Source organism: Dyella lutea (assembly GCF_024158035.1).
Taxonomy (GTDB): Bacteria; Pseudomonadota; Gammaproteobacteria; order Xanthomonadales; family Rhodanobacteraceae; genus Dyella_A; species Dyella_A lutea.
In genome coordinates, this window is sequence record NZ_JAMZEK010000003.1 from 379762 (window position 1) to 400020 (window position 20259).

The 20259-nt window shown below is 60.0% G+C and carries 17 protein-coding genes; 6 read left to right on the forward strand and 11 right to left on the reverse strand.

The genetic code is table 11. The features are described from left to right. Entirely contained in the window at positions 1–2976 is a 2976-nt protein-coding gene (locus NC595_RS13975) for a DEAD/DEAH box helicase (protein ID WP_253567414.1), read from the forward strand. A gap of 263 nt (positions 2977–3239) precedes the next feature. Here NC595_RS13975 and NC595_RS20570 read toward each other — a convergent pair whose 3' ends face one another. The 3 genes from NC595_RS20570 to NC595_RS13985 all read right to left on the reverse strand — a co-directional run bounded on the left by NC595_RS20570 (position 3240) and on the right by NC595_RS13985 (position 6599). Continuing rightward, entirely contained in the window at positions 3240–3803 is a 564-nt protein-coding gene (locus NC595_RS20570; RefSeq protein ID WP_425493142.1) for a Mov34/MPN/PAD-1 family protein, read from the reverse strand. Next, entirely contained in the window at positions 3703–5418 is a 1716-nt protein-coding gene (locus tag NC595_RS13980; protein WP_253568339.1) for a ThiF family adenylyltransferase, read from the reverse strand. The genes NC595_RS20570 and NC595_RS13980 overlap by 101 nt, the downstream gene beginning before the upstream one ends. 299 nt (positions 5419–5717) lie before the next feature. Then, positions 5718–6599: a DNA-binding protein gene (locus NC595_RS13985; RefSeq protein ID WP_253567416.1), complete on the reverse strand. Its 882-nt coding sequence runs from the start codon at positions 6597–6599 to the stop codon at positions 5718–5720. Positions 6600–6687: 88 nt separating this feature from the next. Here NC595_RS13985 and NC595_RS13990 point away from each other — a divergent pair, with 88 nt between their 5' ends. Together NC595_RS13990 and NC595_RS13995 are read left to right on the forward strand one after the other, a co-directional pair. Continuing rightward, complete coding sequence (locus NC595_RS13990) at positions 6688–7806, forward strand: site-specific integrase (protein ID WP_253567418.1); 1119 nt, start codon at positions 6688–6690, stop codon at positions 7804–7806. 119 nt (positions 7807–7925) lie between these two features. Then, positions 7926–8585, forward strand: a complete 660-nt coding sequence (locus NC595_RS13995; protein ID WP_253567420.1) for a BrnT family toxin — start codon at positions 7926–7928, stop codon at positions 8583–8585. Between the two features lie 77 nt (positions 8586–8662). Here the strand turns inward: NC595_RS13995 and NC595_RS14000 are convergent, their stop codons facing one another. Beyond that, entirely contained in the window at positions 8663–12913 is a 4251-nt protein-coding gene (locus tag NC595_RS14000; protein ID WP_253567425.1) for an nSTAND3 domain-containing NTPase, read from the reverse strand. A 16-nt stretch (positions 12914–12929) separates the two neighbouring features. Then, entirely contained in the window at positions 12930–13154 is a 225-nt protein-coding gene (locus NC595_RS14005; protein WP_253567426.1) for a helix-turn-helix domain-containing protein, read from the reverse strand. Between the two features lie 82 nt (positions 13155–13236). On the opposite strand from NC595_RS14005, the gene NC595_RS14010 reads away from it, so the two are divergent. Beyond that, complete coding sequence (locus tag NC595_RS14010; RefSeq protein ID WP_253567427.1) at positions 13237–13596, forward strand: hypothetical protein; 360 nt, start codon at positions 13237–13239, stop codon at positions 13594–13596. 172 nt (positions 13597–13768) lie between these two features. Here NC595_RS14010 and NC595_RS20575 read toward each other — a convergent pair whose 3' ends face one another. The 4 genes from NC595_RS20575 to NC595_RS14025 all read right to left on the reverse strand — a co-directional run bounded on the left by NC595_RS20575 (position 13769) and on the right by NC595_RS14025 (position 18003). Further along, positions 13769–14845 carry a TniQ family protein gene (locus NC595_RS20575; RefSeq protein WP_425493143.1) on the reverse strand — a complete coding sequence of 359 codons (1077 nt, stop codon included), beginning with the start codon at positions 14843–14845 and terminating at the stop codon, positions 13769–13771. Further along, positions 14842–15735, reverse strand: coding sequence for a TniB family NTP-binding protein (locus NC595_RS14015; protein WP_253567429.1), 894 nt, complete (start codon positions 15733–15735; stop codon positions 14842–14844). Before NC595_RS14015 ends, NC595_RS20575 begins: the two co-directional genes overlap by 4 nt. After that, entirely contained in the window at positions 15732–17510 is a 1779-nt protein-coding gene (locus tag NC595_RS14020) for a Mu transposase C-terminal domain-containing protein (RefSeq protein ID WP_253567430.1), read from the reverse strand. Before NC595_RS14020 ends, NC595_RS14015 begins: the two co-directional genes overlap by 4 nt. 235 nt (positions 17511–17745) lie before the next feature. Next, positions 17746–18003, reverse strand: a complete 258-nt coding sequence (locus NC595_RS14025; RefSeq protein WP_253567432.1) for a hypothetical protein — start codon at positions 18001–18003, stop codon at positions 17746–17748. A 178-nt stretch (positions 18004–18181) separates the two neighbouring features. On the opposite strand from NC595_RS14025, the gene NC595_RS14030 reads away from it, so the two are divergent. Both NC595_RS14030 and NC595_RS20375 read left to right on the forward strand, forming a co-directional pair. Next, entirely contained in the window at positions 18182–18532 is a 351-nt protein-coding gene (locus NC595_RS14030; protein WP_253567433.1) for an antitoxin VbhA family protein, read from the forward strand. Beyond that, entirely contained in the window at positions 18504–18695 is a 192-nt protein-coding gene (locus NC595_RS20375; protein ID WP_256489147.1) for an antitoxin VbhA family protein, read from the forward strand. The genes NC595_RS14030 and NC595_RS20375 overlap by 29 nt, the downstream gene beginning before the upstream one ends. 63 nt (positions 18696–18758) lie before the next feature. Here the strand turns inward: NC595_RS20375 and NC595_RS14040 are convergent, their stop codons facing one another. Together NC595_RS14040 and NC595_RS14045 are read right to left on the reverse strand one after the other, a co-directional pair. Then, complete coding sequence (locus NC595_RS14040) at positions 18759–19280, reverse strand: hypothetical protein (RefSeq protein WP_253567435.1); 522 nt, start codon at positions 19278–19280, stop codon at positions 18759–18761. 141 nt (positions 19281–19421) lie between these two features. After that, the gene (locus tag NC595_RS14045) at positions 19422–20231 is read right to left on the reverse strand and encodes a restriction endonuclease (protein ID WP_253567437.1); all 810 of its coding nucleotides are present in this window, start codon (positions 20229–20231) and stop codon (positions 19422–19424) included. Positions 20232–20259 lie beyond the last annotated feature (28 nt).

Genomic DNA, 20259 nt, shown 5'->3' on the forward strand with positions numbered 1-20259 from the left:
ATGCGCGCGTCCCTCCAGCGGTGGATCAACAACGCCGATACCGCCCGGCACCTGCGCCATTTTCAGTTTACGCAACTGCCAGTCGAGCTTGGACCTATCGACCACCGCGTCGATGATTACTACATCTCCTTGGTAGGTGAGCTGTTCGCCAACCTCCACCAACCCCAGGTCGCACCCGGGGATTGGGCGCAGCTGGGCAATGCGTTCTTGCAGTTCTCGGTCGAGATGACCGAGGACCAATTGGGTGGTTGGGGCATTTCCCGCGAAGACGCGACGTTGTTTGCCGCAGCGGCATTCTATTTCGGCGACTTCCCCGCATCGGCGTGTCTGGCGATGCGGCGTTCTGTACGACCAGCTAATCCGAGCAGCCTGCGCGCTGCCTGCTACGACTTTCTGTCGCGACCGGGGACGTTGCAGTCTGATTTCTCGCGAGGGGTCATAGACGAACTCAAAGCCGGTGACTTAGATCGCATCGCTTTGCGGGCCGCAGCGCTGCGGGAGCGAGAGGCTCGCGCCCTGGAGGAAGGTTACGAGGTTTGGATCGTGGCCCGGCTGCTACGCGGCTTGCTTGAGCGTTTCCAACAGACCAACTTGCGTGCAGTCCTGCCGCAGGGTACCGACCCGTTCTGGACACCGCTGGTGCGTTCGCTGGTTGATCGACAACCCTCGAGTTGGGAGTTCTTCCCTTCGCAGATCCAGGCGATTCGGGGTGGCTTGCTGAACAACGCCAACAGCTACGCGATGCAGATGCCCACCGGCGCCGGCAAGACAACCCTGTGTGAGACCCTGCTCTACTGGCACCTGAGTGCGTATCCCGACAACGTCGCAGTGCTGCTCGTTCCCTTCCGCTCCCTCGCCTCAGAACTGAAGGGGACCCTCGTTACCCGTTTGAACGCGATTGGCTTACCCGCTCGTTGCGCATACGGCGGCACGGTGCCCTCGGGCGACGAGGTCCGCGATCTTGACCAAGTCCGGGCCATTGTAGCGACGCCCGAGTCGCTGTCGGGAATCCTTATCGCCGAGCCGACATTCGCTCAGCGAATTTCTTTGGTGATCTGCGACGAGGGCCACTTGTTGGACAGCGATGCGCGCGGCATCGGACTCGAGTTGCTACTGGCGCGCATGAAGTCGCGTGCCGGGGCCGCGCCCCGCTTCGTTTTCGTGTCCGCTATCGTGCCCAACATCGAGGAGATCAATGCGTGGCTCGGCGGCACCGACCAGACAGTCATTCGCAGCACTTATCGCCCTGCGACTGCTGAGTTCGCCGTCCTTCAGCCGCAGGGTAACGGCGCGGCCACTTCGATTCGCCTGGCCATGCACCCGCACGAAGCGCCCGAACGACGTTTCAACCTCGATCACTTCCTGGATCGCAACAGCTTCACCTTTACCAATCCGGTCACTCGGCGCCAAAACACCTACGGCTTCGCCTCCGTCAAGACACAGGCTGTCGCCGCTGCCAGAAAGGTTATGCCGATGGGGGCTACCGCGATCTTCGCTGCGAACAAGCGAGGCGACCAGGGCGCCGAGGGCCTCGCGAGAGAACTCGTCAACCAGTTGGCGCACCCACTACCGCTGCCTGCGCCCTTGGACTACGTGCAACCAGGGGCCTTGCCAGCGTGCATCGCTTACCTGGAGGCCGAGTACGGGGCCGCGTGGATCGGCACGCAGGCCGTGCGCCACGGTGCTGTGCTTCACCACGGCGATATTCCGCAAGAGACGCGCGAGGTCCTCGAAGCGTTGATCCGGGACAATGCAGTTCGTCTGGTGATCTGCACCAGCACGCTGGCCGAGGGCGTAAATCTGCCCATCCGCAGCTTGGTCCTGTACTCAGTGCAGCGCCGTAGACCTGGTAGACAGCAGCCCGAGGCCATGCTCGCACGGGACATCAAGAATCTGGTCGGTCGTGCTGGTCGCGCTGGCGCGAACACCAAGGGCTTGGTGATCTGCGCCAACCCTAGCCAATGGGGCCTGGTGCTACCGGTCGCGGCGCAAGGCGCTGGTGAGCCGGTGCACGGCTCATTGGTGAGTCTGATCCGGCAATTAAGCAACTATCTCGTACAACAGGGAATAGCGCTGAGCAACGACTTCCTTGAGGGCATCGACGCCGTCTACCCTGTCGTAGACGGCGTCGATTCGACCTTAATCGACCTCATTTCCGAAGAGGTGGGAGAAGAGTTGTTCGTCGCGCGCGCTCGGGAACTCGCTGAGCAGACCTTTGCGGCGAGGCAGTTGGAACAAGCTCAGGCGGAGTTGCTTCGTGATGTCTTCGCGCTGCGGGCTCGCCGGCTCATTGGCCTGCGACCAACTGGCCAGTTGGCATGGGTACGAGAGACAGGCGCGAGGGTGCGCATGCTCGCCTCAGTATCGGACGGGCTTTGGCCGGCTCGGCCGAATTGGCAGGACCCGGTCGATGTTCTGGACGACGGATTGCGGACGGTCATTCTGGAATGGGCATGGGCGCATGCCGAACTGCAGCATGCGGTCCTGCAAGGGTTTCGTGTCGAGGCGGATCAGGTGGAAGGCGCAAAGTCGCGCTTCTTCGAGATCGTCCGGCGCTGGATGTTGGGAGAGACGTTCGTCGAAATCGGTCAACAGTTACAGATCGACATGGACGACTTGTTGGCGCTCCACACGCGGGCGATCACCTATACCCTGCAAACGCTAGTGGAGCAGGGTCTGAGCCTGCTGGCGCGTCGACTGGAGGCCGACGGCCTGGAACTTGCGGTGGGCGTGTCGAACTTCACGCAACAGCTGCGCTTTGGAGCCCCGAATGTCGCTGCGCGTTTGCTCGCGGAGTTGGGCGTGCGTCACCGTCGAGCCTACGTGGCGCTTGGCAACGCCATCACACAGGCCGAGTCGCCGAATCTCACTAATATCAAGGCCAATGCGCGCGACGGGCTGCGTCAGCATGAGGTCGGCTGGCGCACCTATTTGGGTGACCTGGTCTACGCCAACACCCTCAAGGACCTGGCCTGAACCGAGTAACTTGGCTCCCCTCATCGCCAGCGTTTCCACATCAACACTTTCTGGCTACCGGTGTAATAGCTCCTCTTCCACAACACTCCCATTGCCTGAAGAAGTCCTCAATGTGCTGCTTCGATCAGCTGAATCTGCCGCCGATTTCGTCCATTGGCATCTCACTGATCAAGATGCTGGAACGCTGATCACAACCGATTGGCTCAAGTGATCAACTTCGTCGGTGTGCAGATAAGGACGGCAACTTCTGGATGGAATCTGGCTTAGAACAGGTGGATAGGTACCGCTTCTGCCGCAAAGGTAACCTCTTGCGTACTCACCAAGCAGAATGCTCGCATGGTCCATATCCCCTCTTCCCTGGCAAGCAGTAGCATCAGCGGATTCGGGCAGTGCGCTTCATGATCTCCCGCGATGGTTCTCATCGTCTGGATATCCAGCGGACTTAACGCTACTGGGCCGTCGGGGTGGGTATGCCAATCGCCTAGGTAAACGGCCGACCCTCCTGACGCTCTAAAGATACGGTGCATTTCGTTCGTCTGATAATCATGATCCGGTAGAAATGAGTCGTGGCTATGTTGAGCCTGTGGCCCCGGCCCCACGATCTCGGTAACCACGGCGGACTCCTCGTTCACATAGCCTGCGAGAATCCCTCCAACCTCGACCGGGTAGTAGCTGTCCGCGAGCCTTTCCAGGCCCACTGCATCGGCACGGCGTACCCAGACGCGTCTAATGATTGGGGCAGCGCGCATGTGGCGGCAGTACGTAGGACTTCCACACGGGAAGTTGCGGGTGGCCCTGCTCGTCGCGCAGACAGAGCGTCGCGACATTCCACGTATATGCGGGTTGCGCGCCAGTCAGGCTTGCCGTGACTTGATCAATAACTACCCGAGTGGCTAGCAGGGTGGTCTCAGTAAGGTCCACTTGCGAGCCTGTGAAGGTGGGGTCCAAGCAACCCGGTGGTTGAATGACGTCATCGTCAGGCGCGTGCGGCAGCGCTTCGATGGTTCCGTCTTCCAGGTAGAACAAGTGGCACATCCAACAGCATCGGGCGGGATCGGGACTGGCGATCCCTACCAGTCCTCCCCAGGCTCCATTGGTGGCGTGCATCCAAACGTAGGGAACACTATGGAGTTGCGCCATCTCCGCAAGGTACTGATTCACGCGGGTAGATGCCGTCGCATCCAAAATGCAGGTCGTGTTGCTGAAGATTGCTGCATCAAGACGAGCGCTATTTGCTGGATCGAGCCTTGGGTCACCGACTCTAACGAAATGCGGTGCGACCTTCGTGTAGGGGAAGTTGTGAGCAAGCATCGAATGCAAGGCCTGCACCTTTGGGAAACCGGCAGCAGCACGCCCGATCTCCCATCGAATAGCGTTGCCCGCCTCCACGACGTCGCCATCAAATAGCCTCAATGTCCCCACTCCCGCTTGTGCCAGGAGCTTCGCAGCCGGCGAGCCGATGCTACCCGTGCCAACCAGGGAGACCACGCCTGGACTCAGGCTTTGTGCGGAGGGGTTGCGGAGGAAGTAGTTGCCGCGACTTTCCAGCTCCGCACGAAGAAGACGCGTCTCTACCTTTCCCCGCTTACCATCAGCCACCCACTCTTGCGTCTTAGCGACGAAGATCACATTGCCAGCAGCACCGCGCCAGGTCATTTCGTCTTCAAACAGCAGCCCGATCAAGTCGACGCGCGGCCCCTTCTCGCCCCAAGGCTTTTGCCACGCGGGTTGTGCCAAGTCTGAACACGCCTCAATCGCTAGTCGGTAATAGAACGCCGCATCACCGAAGCTGGGGCGCCGGGGAAGTCTGACCCAACGCCCTTGAACGACTTGCGGCCCGGGATACGACGCCTGCTGGCGCGCGTCCGAAAAGGCAATCAGTTGTCCATTGACGTTGGTGATCTCCAGCGTGGTTGCGCGAAATGGGCGAAATCCTTCCACGCCGACACGCAACGAACCGCGCTCGCCCACTGCTTCAAGGGCAAACGCCGGAAAGCCCACAAATGATCCAGGCTCCGGATTGAGATAGACGGTAATCGGCTCCCCTTCCTTGGCTTCGAAGATCTGGTCACCATCAGGCTCGTCCGGCTGGGAGGCGAGCACCTCGGGCAGCTTCTCAGCAAGCAGACTGGCCAGGGTGTCGGTGGCTGGCAGCCAGCGATCTCCGCTGCGGTCAAGTAGGCACAGTTGCTTGGTACTTGGTGTTTGGTGCCGTTGGAGCTCTAGGCTCGGCGCCACCACCTGCGGGGCGAAATACGGATAGCTGACCGGGTAGGTGCAATGCAACTCGATAGGGTGCTCTGCAGGAAAGCCGGTCAGTCGCAGGATCAATTGCCCGGCAGCGAGGGCTGCCGGGTCGATCTCGAAGGAAATGCCTTGGTCACGAAGCGCTTGTTGCTCCTGCTCCCAGCGCGCTGGAAACCGCTCCCACCAAGGGGGCATCGCCTTCAACCTACCGGCCGGTGGCCGGGCGGCGACGGGGGGTTATGAGGCTGTTTGCCGTGATCGGGCGGCCCCGGCGGCTTGCCTGGATGTTCCGGATGTGGGTGTTTCGGGTGCTCGTGCTCGTTTGCCATGAAAGCGACTCCTCAACCGATGACACCTCATGTGGCCGATCGCCCGGGCGAGGTGCAGGCCCGATGTGATCGATAGTACATGGCACATGTCTCATCGCCTGAGACGCCTGGCCTCGCAACATGTAGCTGCTTGATCTTAGAGGCGCCCTTTGGGCAGCGGCCGAACTATCGTGTGGCTTTCTTCTGGCGCTCACGTACCTTGCTCGTCGCAGGCGAAGGCGTCTTATGTGAGACGCGTTTCGTTCCGGTGGTTTGCGTTCGCCGCCACTGATTGATGGTCGCTTCCAAAGCGGCGATTTGTCCCGCCTGGTGGGCTGCAGTCTGCTCCGCCGCCCGCACGGCGGTCTGTAAGGCATCACGCTGCGCCGTGAGTTCGTTTACGCGCTTGGTGTGCTCGCGGTGCACTCGCTCTTGCTGCTGGCTTAGGGCCTTGACCTCTTGTCGGGCCAAATCGACCTGTTGATGCGTGCGGTCTTCCACGGTGCGGATATGTGCCTGCACGGTCGCATGCTCCGCTCGCAATGCATTGAGTTCCGTTTGCCGGTGCTCCAGCTGTGCCTGCAGGTGATCACGTTGTTGCCGCACATCGGCCACTTCGGCGGCGAGGCGATCAATCAAACCCTGTCGTTCGGCACCTTGCAGCTCGGCTTGGGCCAGCTTATTTGCGCTCTCGGTGAGATCGGCCTTGGCTTCCGCGAGCGCGATCTCCCACAGTTTGCGTTCTTGCGTGAGCGTCGTTTGCTCTGCAAACAGCCGGTTGTGTTCCTCGGCGAGCGCGGCCTGAGCGGTCGTGTCGGCGTGGGCGAGCGCCAACCGCCAGGCCTCGGTAAAGGCTTGCGCGACCTCCCCTGGCAACTCCGGCAGCAAAGCATGACCCTTCAGGCGTTGCGCCAACTGTTCCCACCATTGCTCCAACAGCTGTCCCACGCGTGCCGGGCTGCCGCGCCCCAGTTCGGTGCGCACGCGCTCGACCGTCGGCCGTTCGCCTCGTGCCAGCACAGCATCCGCGGCGGCCCAAACCTCGTGTTCCGGCACTCCACTGGCCATGCCCTGCCCCTCGCCTCAATTAGGTACGATAAGAAAAGTTTATCCGACCTTATCGCGAAAAGAGTGATCGTTTTATACGGTGGACGTAATGAATAGTACGCCCCTTCTGCGCGAAGTGACGATGCCCGTATTGGACCTGGCGAGGCTGGACAGCGCGAGCCAAGCCGCGGCCACCGCCTTCGTCGCCGCCGGCACTGCGGCAAACACTGTGCGCAGCTACCGCAGTGCCCTCACCTACTGGGCGGCATGGTTGCAAGGCCGATACGGCGAAGCGTTTGGACCCGGCCCCTTGCCGCCCGCGGTCGCGGTGCAGTTCGTGCTCGATCATCTGGCGAGACCGACCGACGATGGCGGCTGGGACCACACGTTGCCCACGGCGCTCGATGCCGTCTTGGTCGGTGCCGGCATCAAGGGCCACCCCGGCCCCCTGGCGTACAGCACGGTCAGCCATCGGCTGGCGGTGCTGGCCAGCTGGCATCGGGCCCACGGCTGGGAGAGCCCGACTGACGCCGCCGTAGTGAAGACCTTGCTGCGCCAAGCACGCAAGGCACAGGCTCGCCGGGGCGTTGCGGTGCGCCAGAAGACCGCCGTGACGGTCGAACCGCTGCAGGCGTTGCTCGCCACCTGCACCGACGGGCTGCGCGGCGTGCGCGACCGCGCCCTGCTCCTCTTCGCCTGGAGCGGCGGCGGCCGGCGCCGCTCGGAGGTCGTGGGGTTACAGGTAAGCGACGTACGCCGACTCGATGCCGATACCTGGGTATACGCACTCGGCGCTACCAAGACGGACACTGGCGGCGTGCGCCGCGAGAAGCCGTTGCGGGGTGAGGCGGCGCATGCGTTAGCCTCCTGGCTCGCGGCCGCACCAGCCACTACTGGCCCCCTCTTCCGCCGCCTCCACCGCGGCGGCACCGTCGGCACTACGGCCCTCACTGCTGACCACATTGCCAGGCTGGTACAACGCCGCGCGAAGCTCGCTGGGCTGGAGGGCGATTGGGCCGCACATAGTCTGCGTTCCGGCTTCGTCACTGAATCGGGCCGGCAAGGGGTGCCGCTCGGTGACGTGATGGCCATGACGGAGCATCGAGGCGTCGGTACCGTGATGGGGTACTTCCAGGCAGGCAACTTACTCACCAGTCGTGCGACGGACTTGCTGGAGGGCTGGCGTTTGGAGACCGATATGGAGCTTTTCGTTAACCGTGAAGCATGAGGTGAATCAATGGCTATTGCGCGCATGATGAAATATTTTAAACATGACGTATTGGGCCGTATAGCGATTTAATCGCCGACTTTCGTGCTAATAATCGGTTACCCAGGGAGTGGTAGGATATGGATATGCAGGAGGCGATTGGGGCTATTCGAGCGCTAAGCGTTGAAGAAGTTTCTGAAAAATTAGCTCGCGAGAGCATTGGGTCGGTTCGGAGCGAGTTGCTTTTGGATGTAATTAATGGCCGCGTGCCTCTCAGTTACATTCCTGCACTTGATATCCAACTCTTTGCGATCAAGGCTCTGCGGCGGGATCTTTACGACGCTCTACCCGATAGGGGACATCCCTATGCCAGTTGGGAGCTCTACGAATATGATCCGGCGAAAAACGGTAAAAATATCATCAAACATGGCGTGGGTTTTCACGAAGTTGCTTCCCTTTCTAGCAATTTCGGAACGCTTAGTGTCGCCTATCCCCATAGTGATGATGAGGATCGAGTTGTCATATTTTCCAACTTAAACTCTGGGGACAATGCGCGGAATTTGGATCTCCCATACCCCCACATAGACGGCCTAGTCTATGTGATGACCATTGCGCAGCAGATGCCGGAACTTCGATACCGATTCATTTCATCGCGCATCATTGATCAAGACGATTATCGAAGACACATGACCCAAGCCTTTCGCGACATTCCCGTAAATACACAGGATGAAAAGAGATTGAAGAAAGATTTTGTGGATGTATGTGAGGGCATTTTGAAGCGAAATATGTTTTGGCAGTAGCTGCCTTGACGGGCACGCCTGTCGTCATTATCCGCGCATGAATCTCCCCCATTATTTCCTGGGCTTTCCTGCAGTTGTCACTCCATCCCGAACATTTCGGCAAAGGTCGTGATCGGCGCAGCCTCTGTACGCCGGAGCCGCCGCGGGTCGAACTCGTCGTCGATCAGGGGGAGACCCGTTCGTCCCGCCATCATCCACAACAGTGTCGACTCGACGTCAGCACCTTTTTGCAGCGACGAAAGCCAACGTTGACCGGAAGAGGACAGCGGCCAGCGGGAAAATAGTGTGTTGTCCGCCGATACGTCGTCGTCGTCGTCGAGGAAGGGGTGGCCCGCCGGCAGGAGATCGTGTTTGAGCGCCAGCTCTCGCGCGGTTTCGTGCTCCTCAATCATCGACAGCGCGAGCGCCACACGCACGTCGGAGGTGTTAGCGCCGCGAAGCGCCTCCAGGGTTGCGGCATCACAGTCGACGATTAGCTTCGCTCCAAGTGCCAAGAGCAGCGGGGCGGCCAACTGCGGATCGATGTGGTCCGCCGCCGCCTTGATCGCCACCCACGGCGCGAGACTCAGCTCGAAAGGATGCTGACTGATCCTACCTACTACGGCCCATGCTGCCGCATAGCGCACAGGATAGAGATTTTCCTTATTACCGCCGACGACGTGCTCATCACTAAGGCCATGTTCGATTGCCTTCCAAACCGACGCATAGGCGGGATTCGTCAGAACGCCGAGCAGATCCGCGTGCAGAACAACATCAATCGCTTTGCCTTTCTCTCTGTCGAGGAAGGCGATGATGTGGTCAAGGACCGTCGCTGGCAGGGTGTCGAACTTGCTGAGCGCTGCCGCGGCAGCACGGGCGACATGAAACTCGAGTTCTTCCCGCTTCTGATATTCGGGATGCCGGGCATAGTTTCGACGGTCGCCAAGAAGCGTCAATAGGGTATCGAGCCCGTCCGTCCAGCCGTGTTGGCCAATAACGGTAGCCAGGGCTGCCCGGACGGGGGCGCTCCTGTCCGTGGCCAAATGAAGAAGCACCGCCTTTTCAGCCTCGCTGGCGTTGGTGGCTAAGGCCTGCACAGCGGTGCGGCGCACTTGGTAGTGTGGGTGGCAGAGCGCCCTGGCCATCGCGCTCCGGGCCGCAGCTCCATCGAGTTCGGCCAAGGCCCGGACGGCCACTTCGGCATCGTTCTCGTCCTCGGAGTTAACCCACTGTTCGGCCAGGGATAAGACATCCTGACCTTCAGACGCGGCGATCAGGAGTAGAAGGCGCGTCAGGCCGCGTGAGCCTGACGTCAGCAGGATTTGCGCCTGTCCCGGCGGAAGGTCTCGGAAGCACTGCACGAGGGTGGCGTTGTCAGCCCCTAGCGTGCGTGAAAGCGCGAGGTGCACGGCGGCCTCGCCATCGGGCGGACTGGCGGCGAGGATGCGCTGCGCGAGCGCGACCTTCTTCTCCTTCTCGAATTCGAGACTGGCGATCTCCGGCGCAAGCAAGGCGGCGCGAACAGGCGACAGTGTGGGTAGAAGTTCCAACAAAATGGCTTGGGCCGACGATTTACCCGATCTGGCCTCCCCATCGTCTTCGAGGAATGACAGGGCCCGGACGGCGGCATCGATTGCCTTCGGGCCGCCGCAAGCCAGTGCATGCGAAATGCGGTCTCGTCCGAACTCGAGGCGCCGGTCTGCTATGACCCCCAACCCTTCGGCCTGCAGACGGTCGTCCTTCCCCACAGCCTCGAAGAAGGCATCAAGCTCGGTAACCGTAACCTTCGGCCGGTTGTGGCGCATCACCTCGGCCCAGAGCGGTAAGATGATGTCCAGCCGGGGATGCTCCTCGATCCAGCCATGGCCTTGCTGGCGACGTCTCGCCTTGACGTATCCTTTGGCAAAGTGATCGACCGAAGGTCCCTCCTCCTCGACGCGCTCCTGAATATGGAGTCCCTCGGCGAAATCGAGCTCGCCCTGCCAGGCGCGGCGACGATCATCGCTCGATTGAGTTAGGGCTGCGTCAACGCTGGCTTGCATCTTTACGATGTGGTCCCAAACCACCCCATATCGCGGTTCTGGGCCAGCCAGAGCGCATTCCGAGATCGCATCGGCGCACATCAGATAGTTGGCTGATTCGGCCACTGTCTGGCTGGCAACCAAGAAGGATTCAGTGAAATCTGCCCTGAACTGTTTCAGCCAATGCAACAGATCATCGGCTTCATAGTTGGTGTCACTCCAGGGCAACTGATAAGCAATGAACCCGTTGAGGATGCGCAGATCTGGGTCGGCGGTGATGACAGCGTCACGGTCGACTTTAGAGACTTTGGGCGGTCGCCAGCCAATGGCGGCAAAGCCGCCTTTCCGTTTGGGCGCGCCGTGCTCGAGCCAATCGACAAGCCATCCGATTGGCGACTTCGGGCTGAGTCTGCGATTGGCCATGCGCCATGCCCTGTGGAAGGCGCTGGCATTGCCGACGGATTCGATCAGGCCCTGAATCAAAATGCTATCGAAGCCATCTACCACGGCATCGTCGAGTTCGACGCCATCGTTTTCGAGAGCACGCGCCCCGGTCACCAGGCGCTCAAGCACATCAAGCCAGCTAAGATCCTGCCTGGCCAGCATGAGAGCCGCCCGTGCTGTGGCATTCAGCGCGTCTTCGGCCGCGCGAGGCTGCTCGCGAGCCAGTTGCTCCATGGCTTCTACGACCTTCGCATGGGCGGTGTAGGCGCCGTCATCGTTTTTGGTCAACTGGGTCTGAGCCAGATGTTCGGCTAGGTCGTCGAGCCCAATCTCGCCCCTTCCTTTGTGGTCAACCACGCGGCGAAGCCGGGTGAGCTGGGCAGGCGGCAGGCTGCGGGAATAACGCAGCAGGGCCCAGAGCACAGCTGCGCCGCGGACTCCTCGGTCGCCGAAGCCGCCGATCAGGTCGCGAACCACCTGCAGTCGGCTGTCGCTAAGAGCCCGGTCTACCAACCTGTCGATATCCGCTTCGGCGGGTTTCAGAACAGCGATGAGCTCACGCGCGAAGGCGTTCAATTCGAACGGCGATTTCAGTGCGCTGAGCAGACGCGCTTCGTGCTGGCGCGCGAGGTCATGGCGCCATGCGCTGGTAGCGGCCAAGGAGCCGTACAGGATTAGCCTGCGAGCGGTCTCGTCGTAGGCGTTATCGTTGATGACGACGGCGCAGTCGGCCCACACTGGTGGCGGCAATGCGCTGAAGGCAGCTCGATAGATCTCGCTTCGTGAGGTGATGACGAACTGCTTGTCGGGGCTCCTCTGGCGGATTAGGGAGCTGATCCGTTTGGACCACTCCTCAGCCTCGCCCTTCTTCAGGCCGGACTGGCCCCAAGGGTCCTCCAAGTGGAACAGCACCCGGCCAGGTGCAGCGAACGCGTCCTCGATCGCCGGCAAGCCGGCGCTCTCGCGGACCACCCTGTAGGGTGGATCGGCCTGGCGGCGGTCGAACGCCAGTTTATCGGCAGTCAAGCTCTTGCCGTAGCCCGACGGGCCGATCAGAAGAACCGCGCCGAACTGGCTCAATCGCGCTTCGGCGGCGGAAAGGTTGGCGGGAGGAACGTAACCGGCGAGCTGCGGGTTGGCGTGCGGCACGCCACCGAACTCCTCGGCAATCTTCTCGATGTCCACCTTGCGGAATGGGTCGGGGACCGCAAGAAAGCGATCTTCGACCGCCCGTTTGAGGCGCTCGACGCAGGCGCCGAGCGCCTGTGTAGGGACGTGCAGCGTCCCGGTGAGGATATTATCGATCTGCCGCCGCGTCTCCTCGTGAGTCATGCCCTCAATTAGGGCGAAACGGCCAGCGAGGCTCTGTCGGTCCGGCGACTTAAGATTGAGGTGCGGCGGGACGAAAGTGTCGTCAGCACTCTGCTCGGGAGACTTGACCCGGCCCTTAGCCAAAGCACCGTCGACGCTGGAATTAGTTATGAAGGCATAGCGACGGTTGTTGTCAGCCAGCAGCAGAGATTTGGCACGAGGCCGCGGCTTAGGGCCCCTGGCGCCCTTGGCTTTCTTGTCATTAACCACATCCGCAAAGTCCTTGGGGCTCCAAGCGCCGGCGCCCTTGAACTTAATTTGGACATGCAGCTCGCTGATGGTGGTGATCTTGAGACTAGCCTCGGCCGCGTCTTCCGAGACTGCTAGGTGCGCCTTGATGTCGTCGTGCGAAGCCGGCTCGACCACGACCTGATCCGCGGAGGCGCTGGGCCCGCACATAAGCTGCAACGCCACCCAGACGGTTACCAACTTCTGGTAGTCATATCCTTGATAGGACGGGTTGGCCCCGCCTTCGGCTTCTGCACCAAGTTTCGAAGCGGTCACTGCTGCCATTGGGCTATCGTCCCACTCAGTCCAGGTTCTTCAGCAAACTGCTCATGTTGACGCCAAATCCCTGAGCCACACGCTGGAGCGTCGTTAGCGTGATGTTCTTTTCGCCACGCTCAATCGCTGAGTAGTAGGCCCGGTGCATATGAATCCGGTCTGCGAAGTCGTCTTGGCTGAGCCCAATAGCGCGACGCTGAGCGCGCAGAGATTGGCCAAGCTTGACCGCCAGGGAGATGGGTGTCGTCATGCCGACACGCTAGGTCGGCGCTACTTCCTACTCTACCACCATAAAGATAGACTACTTTTAAGTATCAATACGGGCAGACGCCATGTTGCGCATCCATGACCCGGAGACCGATGCTTCCCTGGAGCTCCACATCCCTTGGATGCTGGAGGAAGCCTTTCGCGTCCAAATGGGGCGGCATCTTGATGCCGGGGGGCAGTCGCGCTTGCTGTGGGAAATTGCCGGCTGGTTCACCGTCGCGGTCTACCAACTGGTAGACCGCGATCTGCTTCCACCGACTGAGCGTCAACGTGCGCTTGCCGCTCGGATAAGCACTGCTCTGGACATTGACGTCCCCACGGAAGCTAATACCTTCCGCGGCTCCATGTCGGACTTCATTCGATATCACCTTCCCGCTTTCCAGGCTTTTCGCGCAACCGAGGAAGGTTGTTCAAAGCGTTCGTGACTAGATCTTGCGAAGCTTTCGCCACGATGGCGAGCGCCAGGCGTGAAGCCATCCCCGGCCGACATTTGGCTGCCCCACCGCATTCCGCGCGATCATCTTTCTCCGCTCGATACTGCCAAACGCAGGATGCTGCATCGTATATGCCGCAGTGGCGCACGACTGCATGGCGCCTTCATGGCGGAGAGAAACGCATTTGATCAATTAGAAACGGAGCACAGAGGCGTCGGAGTGAGGCATGCACCTGCCGCAACTTTTGCGTGTGCGGAGACTGCGGAGAATCGTCCCACCACTGATCTACGGCTGCCAAATATGCCTCTGGAATCGTCTCTGGCCGCCACCGTTCGGGGAGTCCGGGGATCACTTGTGCTGCGACTAGCCAGAGTGCTGCGCGCCGCCAAGCCGGTCTCCCAGTTCGTCGTACGGCCTCCCAAGGAACCCCACAAAGCGGAGGCATGGGACGCAACGGAAAGCTGATTACAGATGCAATGGAGGGAGGCACCCATAGCTGTGCAATTGGCGGTGATGCGGGCCGCCAGCAGAGATTGCTTAGGCACCGAATGAGTAGCGCCCGAGCTGCGTGTGGATTTCCGCGCCATCCTCCAGGCCACAATCCATCCCCCCATAGGCAGGCTTCCAACGTTCGGGCAAATCTCTCGATCAACTGAAGTACCTCCCAGTCCTCCTCGGTGAAGGCCAGCGGCGATGGATCGAGGGCGAAGTTGACTTCCGCCGCTAAGCGCGGCTCCGCCCAGCGAAGCGGCGTACTGTGCTCAGGGCAGCTCACGGCCATTACCCTCGCCCAGGCACGTCGAAAGATACGGGGGCGTCCGGCCGCTCGGTCCTCTTGTAAGCACTGGGGACAATAAGCGCGTCGCTCACTCACCTCCAAGAGATGGGGACCATCCTCCAAGCAATGTGCGCGAAGGTGACACGGACTGGTGCCCAGCATGCGCGCCAGACGTGCCAGCTCGCGACTCGTTGGAGCATCGAGATGCTGTGCCCCTTCCCCAAGCGACCGACTCTGCCAGGCGTAGCCCTCCGGCGGCGGCTTGCCGTACAGACGATCCGCTCGTTCAACGAGAGAGCGCAGTGACTCGTCATGTCCTGGGGCGGTCAGCCACCAGCGGTCGGTGAATGCCTTCGACTCGGGAAGTGGCTCGACATTCTGCGCTGTCGTTCTGGCTCGCCGTCGGCCCGTCGAGATCGTACGGTTAACGAGCACCGTTGAGGGTGGATGCTTCCTGCTCATGCGGCCTCCCCTGACAGATCCGTCCCAGGAATCTCAAATCGTGCGCGTTCGAACAGCTCCGCGGTGATTTGCTCTTGCCCCCCTTCGATGGCTAGCGCAGCGGCGCGCTGAAGGCGTTCCACGATGACGCCTAGCACGCCTTCTGACTCTTTGACGATGACTTTCATCATGCGTAGCGACCCCAGGTTGGAGCGCTTCTTAAGTGGAAGCGTGGACTCGTATGCTTCGAGAAAGTGGCGCAGGTAGTCGTCGCAGCGCCACGACGGTAATTCACGGAACTGGAATCGCCTCTTGAGGTGCTGATCGGCTTCCAACGCGTTGCGTGCGTCCTCCGTGCCAAGGGCAAGCACGGGTATTTTCAGCGAGTTCATGATGTCTTTGATGGCCAGTAAGGCCAGCGCCTGCTGACGCGGCGTCGAGCTCAAGACGTCCTGAATCTCATCGATAATTAGTAGACGTAAATCCGCCTCTTCGGCCAGCCTCAAAGCCCTCAGGCGACGCTGGCTACCCGTCATCGACGACATCTGGGGCGCGTCTAGCGACTTCAGGAAGCGCGTGAATATCTCTTTCGCTTCTCGCGCGTCGCTCATGGAGAAATGAGCGACGGGCTTGCTGGCCGGATGCTCGGGTGTTGCTTCTCGGATCTTGCAGCGCCGCTCAAGCGCCGACGCCAGGGCAGTTTTGCCCGCGTTACTGGCGCCGGAGACCAGGATGCCGGTGGGGCGTATGCCGCGCGGCCTGTACATCATGAACTCGCAATGTTTGATCAGGTCGGTGACCTGCTCGTGATAGACAAAGCGATCGACGAAAAGGGAGCGAATACGTTCGCAGGTTGGCAGCTCTAGAAGCTGCGCGGTTGCTTCGGTAAGGTGGGGATAGGCGCTGCTCATGAGTCCAGCACCTCCGCACGGACGGAGGCGCGGCTCAGCGGCACTTGCGGTCGAGTGGTCGTCGAACCCGATGCTGTCACCCTCCTCTGGCGCTTTTGTTTGGCGGCTGAAGATGTGGCCTGCGACCGGCCGTGCTGACGTTTTCCGCGTTCTGCCTCGGTCCTAACCGCATCGCTTCGGTCGTAGCCAAGGAGTTTGATGGCGTCCAACCGCGCTTGCTCGGATCCGTCAAGTGTGGCCCGCTTCCCTTCGCCTAGAGCGACGCCCGCAACGACCGTGGCTTCGATCAAGATGTCGTCGTCTGCTCGCACCCAGACGCACGCAGGGTTATCCGGGTGGTAGTGAACCTTGACCACTCGGTTGGGGTGGATCAGAGGGGCTAACGCGGGGTTCCAATAGCGCGACTGCGCAAATTGCACGCCGGTTCGCTGCAATCGACGATGGACGAACGGATAGAAGTCGCGACGCAGCGTCGAACGCTCCATCGGCGCTGCTGGCAGCACGCAGTGACCGTTCTCATCCTGGAAGGACCGTTCCCACGCCACAAGCGGTGGCATGCCCAGTCCGCGGTGATGGCGGACGTGGTAGCCACGGCAAATCTGCTCTATGACCCAGGCCCGAAAATCAGCCAGCGTCAAACACGCCTTGCTCTCGCTGGGATAGTCGCCTCGCTGCTTCACATTGCTGAAGGTGGTGCCTGGCAACGTATGCACCCTGCGCATGAAGGTGCCCATCAATCGTTCAATGTGCGCCCCGTAATGCGGCTCGGCGACTGGCCGCCACTTTAGGTCAATGCCGTGCTGTTCACAGCCACGCTGAAACGCGAGGCTACGAAGATCCTTCCCGTTGTCGACCAGGATGGCCTCTGGTGTGCCGTACATGGGCCAGAGGCCGGATTCAATGTCGTTCTCTGCCTTGGGCAGCATCATGTGCGCGACGCACATGGCCACCGAGATCGCCGATGGCGTCTCCATACTCAAGTAATAGCCTGCGACTGCTCGCGTGGCGACGTCGATCGCTAGTGTCAGCCAAGGGCGACCAATCACACGGGTGGGATCATCGTCGGCTACTAAATTGATATCGGCACGAGTGTGATCAATCTGAATCAGGCGTAGGGCGCGCTCAGCCGTGAGCTTGCCAGGACGAGGCTCAAATTGCTGACGAGCTGCTTTTGATCCTTGGCGCTTGAGCGCGAGATGAAAGCTATCTTCGGCGCGGATGCGGGAGACAATGGTCTTCCGGGCTGGCGGTGAACGCTGCAGCCGCTGACACATCAGGCGGATCCGTTCACAGACTTCGGACTGCGATGCGGCCTCCCGGCGAGCGTAGTGTTTTGAGATTACGTGCTGAATCAGTTGTTCGACCTGAGGGTCCAGCAGCCGCAGTCCCCGCGGACGGCCTCCAGAACGTGGCACGAGCGCGGTTGTCTGCTGGTTTTGACGATAACGTGCCAGCCAGCGCCGAATCTGCCTGAGGCATACATCGAATTGCTCGGCCAGCTCATCTGCAACCTGCCGTGGCAAGTGGTCAGCCACATAAGGCGCGAGGGCTTTCGCTATGGCGCGAGCACGATCCCACTCAGCCTGCGGTACAACTGATGGCTCAGCGTCTCGCCGCGAGGTAGGGATGGGCTTTAGCGTCCCGATCGCGACGGGAAGCAGGTTGCCGGTCCCGGCGTCACGCACCTGGACTTGGTACAGTGAAAGGGGCCCGTCAATCTCGACGATTCGGTCGCCGCACAGCCAACGGCTGCCGACAGTCAGTTGCGTTTGCATAGCTATCTCCGGTGTTCCGTGGACGCACGGAACCAGTACCCTGCCGAGCGGCGGAGGGCGTTATGGACATGTCAGCCCGTCACGCGCCGCAAACAGCGCATGAGGCATTGACATGGATCAGAGGAGCTTTGAAGATAGCTGCGCACGGAACCTACGAAACCGCTGCAACAAGAGAGCCCCGCATTGCCGTGCGGGGCTTTCTGTTTTCAACAAAGCCCTAGCATCACTCGGGCATCTACGTCATGCCGGAATCCTCCTTGCGGGGTTGCAGGGTGCTCTCCAGCCATGCGCGGACGCGCTCTGTGGAGGCAAACCATCCACGGCGGCCTGGAAGAGTGAACATCGGAACGGGAAGACGGCCAGCCTGACGGGCTTTTGTCAGTGCAGAGGCCGTCTTGAAACCGAGCGCCTTCGCCGTCTCTGGGGACGTCATCAGCGGAGAACCGGGCAGATACCGGTCAATATCCGAGGGTCGATGCTTGATCTGCCCCATACGCGTGGCTCCGGTAACAGCTGGGAATGAGCTTGAATAGCTCACCCTAGGCGAGAAGCGTTGCATAGGCGTACAGTGCTGGCAACCAAAAAAGTAACGTAAGCCGCTGAATTGTGATATATTTATATCACTTCAGGCGATACCGAAACGGCCATAAATTGTTCCTTTGAACAGGAACTTGGACGCGACTGAGAAGCTCCTCGCGATGATTGAAACACGCACCGTGGAAATCGCCGTGGAACCCTGCGAATCGTCTCGAGAGGTGGGGCGTCAGAGGTTCCTTTCGGCGATGAGCGGTCAGTTGCAGGGAGCATTTGTCACCATCCCTAGCAGCGCAACCGCGCCCGCAGGCGCCACGACCGACAGCCGTCTAGATGCAGTGACGCAAGCGCGTATGCATCTGTCGTCGGAAGGCTTCGTACCGAGCAAGGAGTCGGAAGACCTCGCTCAGCGTTTCATCGCCGGCGAGATCGACCACATCAAGTTTTCAGGCCATCGCCATGCCGACCCATCCCAAGATCACGCCTGAAGAGCGCGCCCGTCGGCAAGAGTACGCCGACGGCGCCCGCGCCAACGTCGGCCTTGAGGGCTTCAAGCCGAGTGCAGCAATGGAAGGGCGTGTGCTCCTTTACATTGAGGGGGAAATCACCCTAGCCGAGTTGGTTGATCCAGCGAATGATGCGCCTCACTAATTAGAACAACTTCTTTGAAGTGTCTATGGTGGTGAGGTAGAGCCACAGCAAAGCATTGAAGTGTTACGGTGTGTTAGACCCTATCCGCCGCCGAAACGACTCGACATCATGTCTAACGATAGCCAGCTCTCTGGCAATTCCTGACAAGTCCTTCACTGTCATTATCTCGCGCTGAAAGCTGAGACCTTTCGTTTGTTTTGCACTGTATTTCGTGCGCACCACGGTAGCCTGCCCCAAATCCTTAGACCAGAGGAAACCGTAAAGAGAATGCGTGATGGCATTTCGGCGTTCTTCGCACCGCCCCACGAGCTTGAGCAAGTTCCGGAAATCTTCCAGCTCCTCGGGAAGACGCTCTTGGAGAAGAGAACTGGCCAGTTGCGTAATCCCACGAAAAGAGAGCTCGGATGTCACGCAGCGTCCCATGGACTCCGGGATGCCGAGCAGATGGTGCGTCAACTCAACAATGTCCCGTTCCAGCAAGGCAAATTGCACCGTAATTCGCCCTATTTCTTGCAAAAACTCCGAAGGGACGGCGGTACCGCCAGCGGCAGCCTTAAAGTCTTCATCAAGATCATCGTTGTGCATGCGTCACGTTCTAAGATTTGACCCGTATAGATATACAACTTAGCGCAGCCAAGCGCCCGTCTAAGGCGGAGATCATCGGCGACTAATCAGTCTGCTTATCTCCTACAGGATAGACGAGCACCATAAACATTTCTCACCGCTTCACACTTTGTCGCCGCGGTGAGCACCATTGGTAATTGATGGAATAGATTCACCGAGATATTCGCGAACTAGAACATCACGTGTAACCGGGACGAAAACAAAATCCGCATTAAGCCTCGCTCCTGGAGGGAGCATGCAGATGCCTGCCTGGATCCCCCTCATCTCGTATAACTCCAACGTCAGAAGGAAAGCGCGAAAAGCATGCTTTGGCAGACCGCGCACGCCCCATCTTTTGTCGTCAAGCTCTGCATATGCGAAAAACCGCTCCGCGTGGGGCTTGGAGTACATGAGCGGGATAACTCTTTGGCCTGACTCATCTTCAACGGAAAAATGAGAACCCGTGGCCTTTCCGTTTCGCACTTCCATAATGATCCAAAAAGGCTCCCCAATATAGGTTTCATCGGGGAGCGCGACACTTCGTAATCGCCCTCCCAACAACTGCCCCCACGATGGCAGATCATCAAAGACCAACGGCAAAATGTCGCAGTGTTTAGCGAAGGTGTCCGCGCCACTCTGGTAACCGTTACGCGATACTACAACTCCGGTGATGTTTCCGATATCGCGCAGCTTCGATTCGAATTCCTGAATATTTCCTTTTGAAACGGCTGATGCCCAGTCTTTGCACTCGATTGTCACCCGATGTCGGATCCCAGCTCGCGCGAACTCGTAGTAGACGTCGATTTCGTGCTGGACGCCGGACTTCCCTGTCATAAAGACATTGTTCGCGACCACCACCCCTTCGTCCTTCATGTTCAGAAGGTACGAATACACCGTTTTGACATCTTGTTCTAAAGCCGATCCTGCTTTCATACGAGGCGCTTCGCTCCTTGTTGTGGTC

What these genes read in the sequence shown, in the direction of transcription:
- NC595_RS14015 (WP_253567429.1), bottom strand. Translation starts at nt 15,735, where the DNA reads ATGAGCAGCGCCTATCCCCACCTTACCGAAGCAACCGCGCAGCTTCTA.
- NC595_RS13995 (WP_253567420.1), top strand. Translation starts at nt 7,926, where the DNA reads ATGGATATGCAGGAGGCGATTGGGGCTATTCGAGCGCTAAGCGTTGAA.
- NC595_RS14020 (WP_253567430.1), bottom strand. Translation starts at nt 17,510, where the DNA reads ATGCAAACGCAACTGACTGTCGGCAGCCGTTGGCTGTGCGGCGACCGA.
- NC595_RS13990 (WP_253567418.1), top strand. Translation starts at nt 6,688, where the DNA reads ATGAATAGTACGCCCCTTCTGCGCGAAGTGACGATGCCCGTATTGGAC.
- NC595_RS13985 (WP_253567416.1), bottom strand. Translation starts at nt 6,599, where the DNA reads ATGGCCAGTGGAGTGCCGGAACACGAGGTTTGGGCCGCCGCGGATGCT.
- NC595_RS20575 (WP_425493143.1), bottom strand. Translation starts at nt 14,845, where the DNA reads ATGAGCAGGAAGCATCCACCCTCAACGGTGCTCGTTAACCGTACGATC.
- NC595_RS20570 (WP_425493142.1), bottom strand. Translation starts at nt 3,803, where the DNA reads ATGTCGCGACGCTCTGTCTGCGCGACGAGCAGGGCCACCCGCAACTTC.
- NC595_RS14000 (WP_253567425.1), bottom strand. Translation starts at nt 12,913, where the DNA reads ATGGCAGCAGTGACCGCTTCGAAACTTGGTGCAGAAGCCGAAGGCGGG.
- NC595_RS13980 (WP_253568339.1), bottom strand. Translation starts at nt 5,418, where the DNA reads ATGCCCCCTTGGTGGGAGCGGTTTCCAGCGCGCTGGGAGCAGGAGCAA.
- NC595_RS20375 (WP_256489147.1), top strand. Translation starts at nt 18,504, where the DNA reads ATGCCGACCCATCCCAAGATCACGCCTGAAGAGCGCGCCCGTCGGCAA.
- NC595_RS14045 (WP_253567437.1), bottom strand. Translation starts at nt 20,231, where the DNA reads ATGAAAGCAGGATCGGCTTTAGAACAAGATGTCAAAACGGTGTATTCG.
- NC595_RS14010 (WP_253567427.1), top strand. Translation starts at nt 13,237, where the DNA reads ATGTTGCGCATCCATGACCCGGAGACCGATGCTTCCCTGGAGCTCCAC.
- NC595_RS13975 (WP_253567414.1), top strand. Translation starts at nt 1, where the DNA reads ATGCGCGCGTCCCTCCAGCGGTGGATCAACAACGCCGATACCGCCCGG.
- NC595_RS14040 (WP_253567435.1), bottom strand. Translation starts at nt 19,280, where the DNA reads ATGCACAACGATGATCTTGATGAAGACTTTAAGGCTGCCGCTGGCGGT.
- NC595_RS14005 (WP_253567426.1), bottom strand. Translation starts at nt 13,154, where the DNA reads ATGACGACACCCATCTCCCTGGCGGTCAAGCTTGGCCAATCTCTGCGC.
- NC595_RS14025 (WP_253567432.1), bottom strand. Translation starts at nt 18,003, where the DNA reads ATGGGGCAGATCAAGCATCGACCCTCGGATATTGACCGGTATCTGCCC.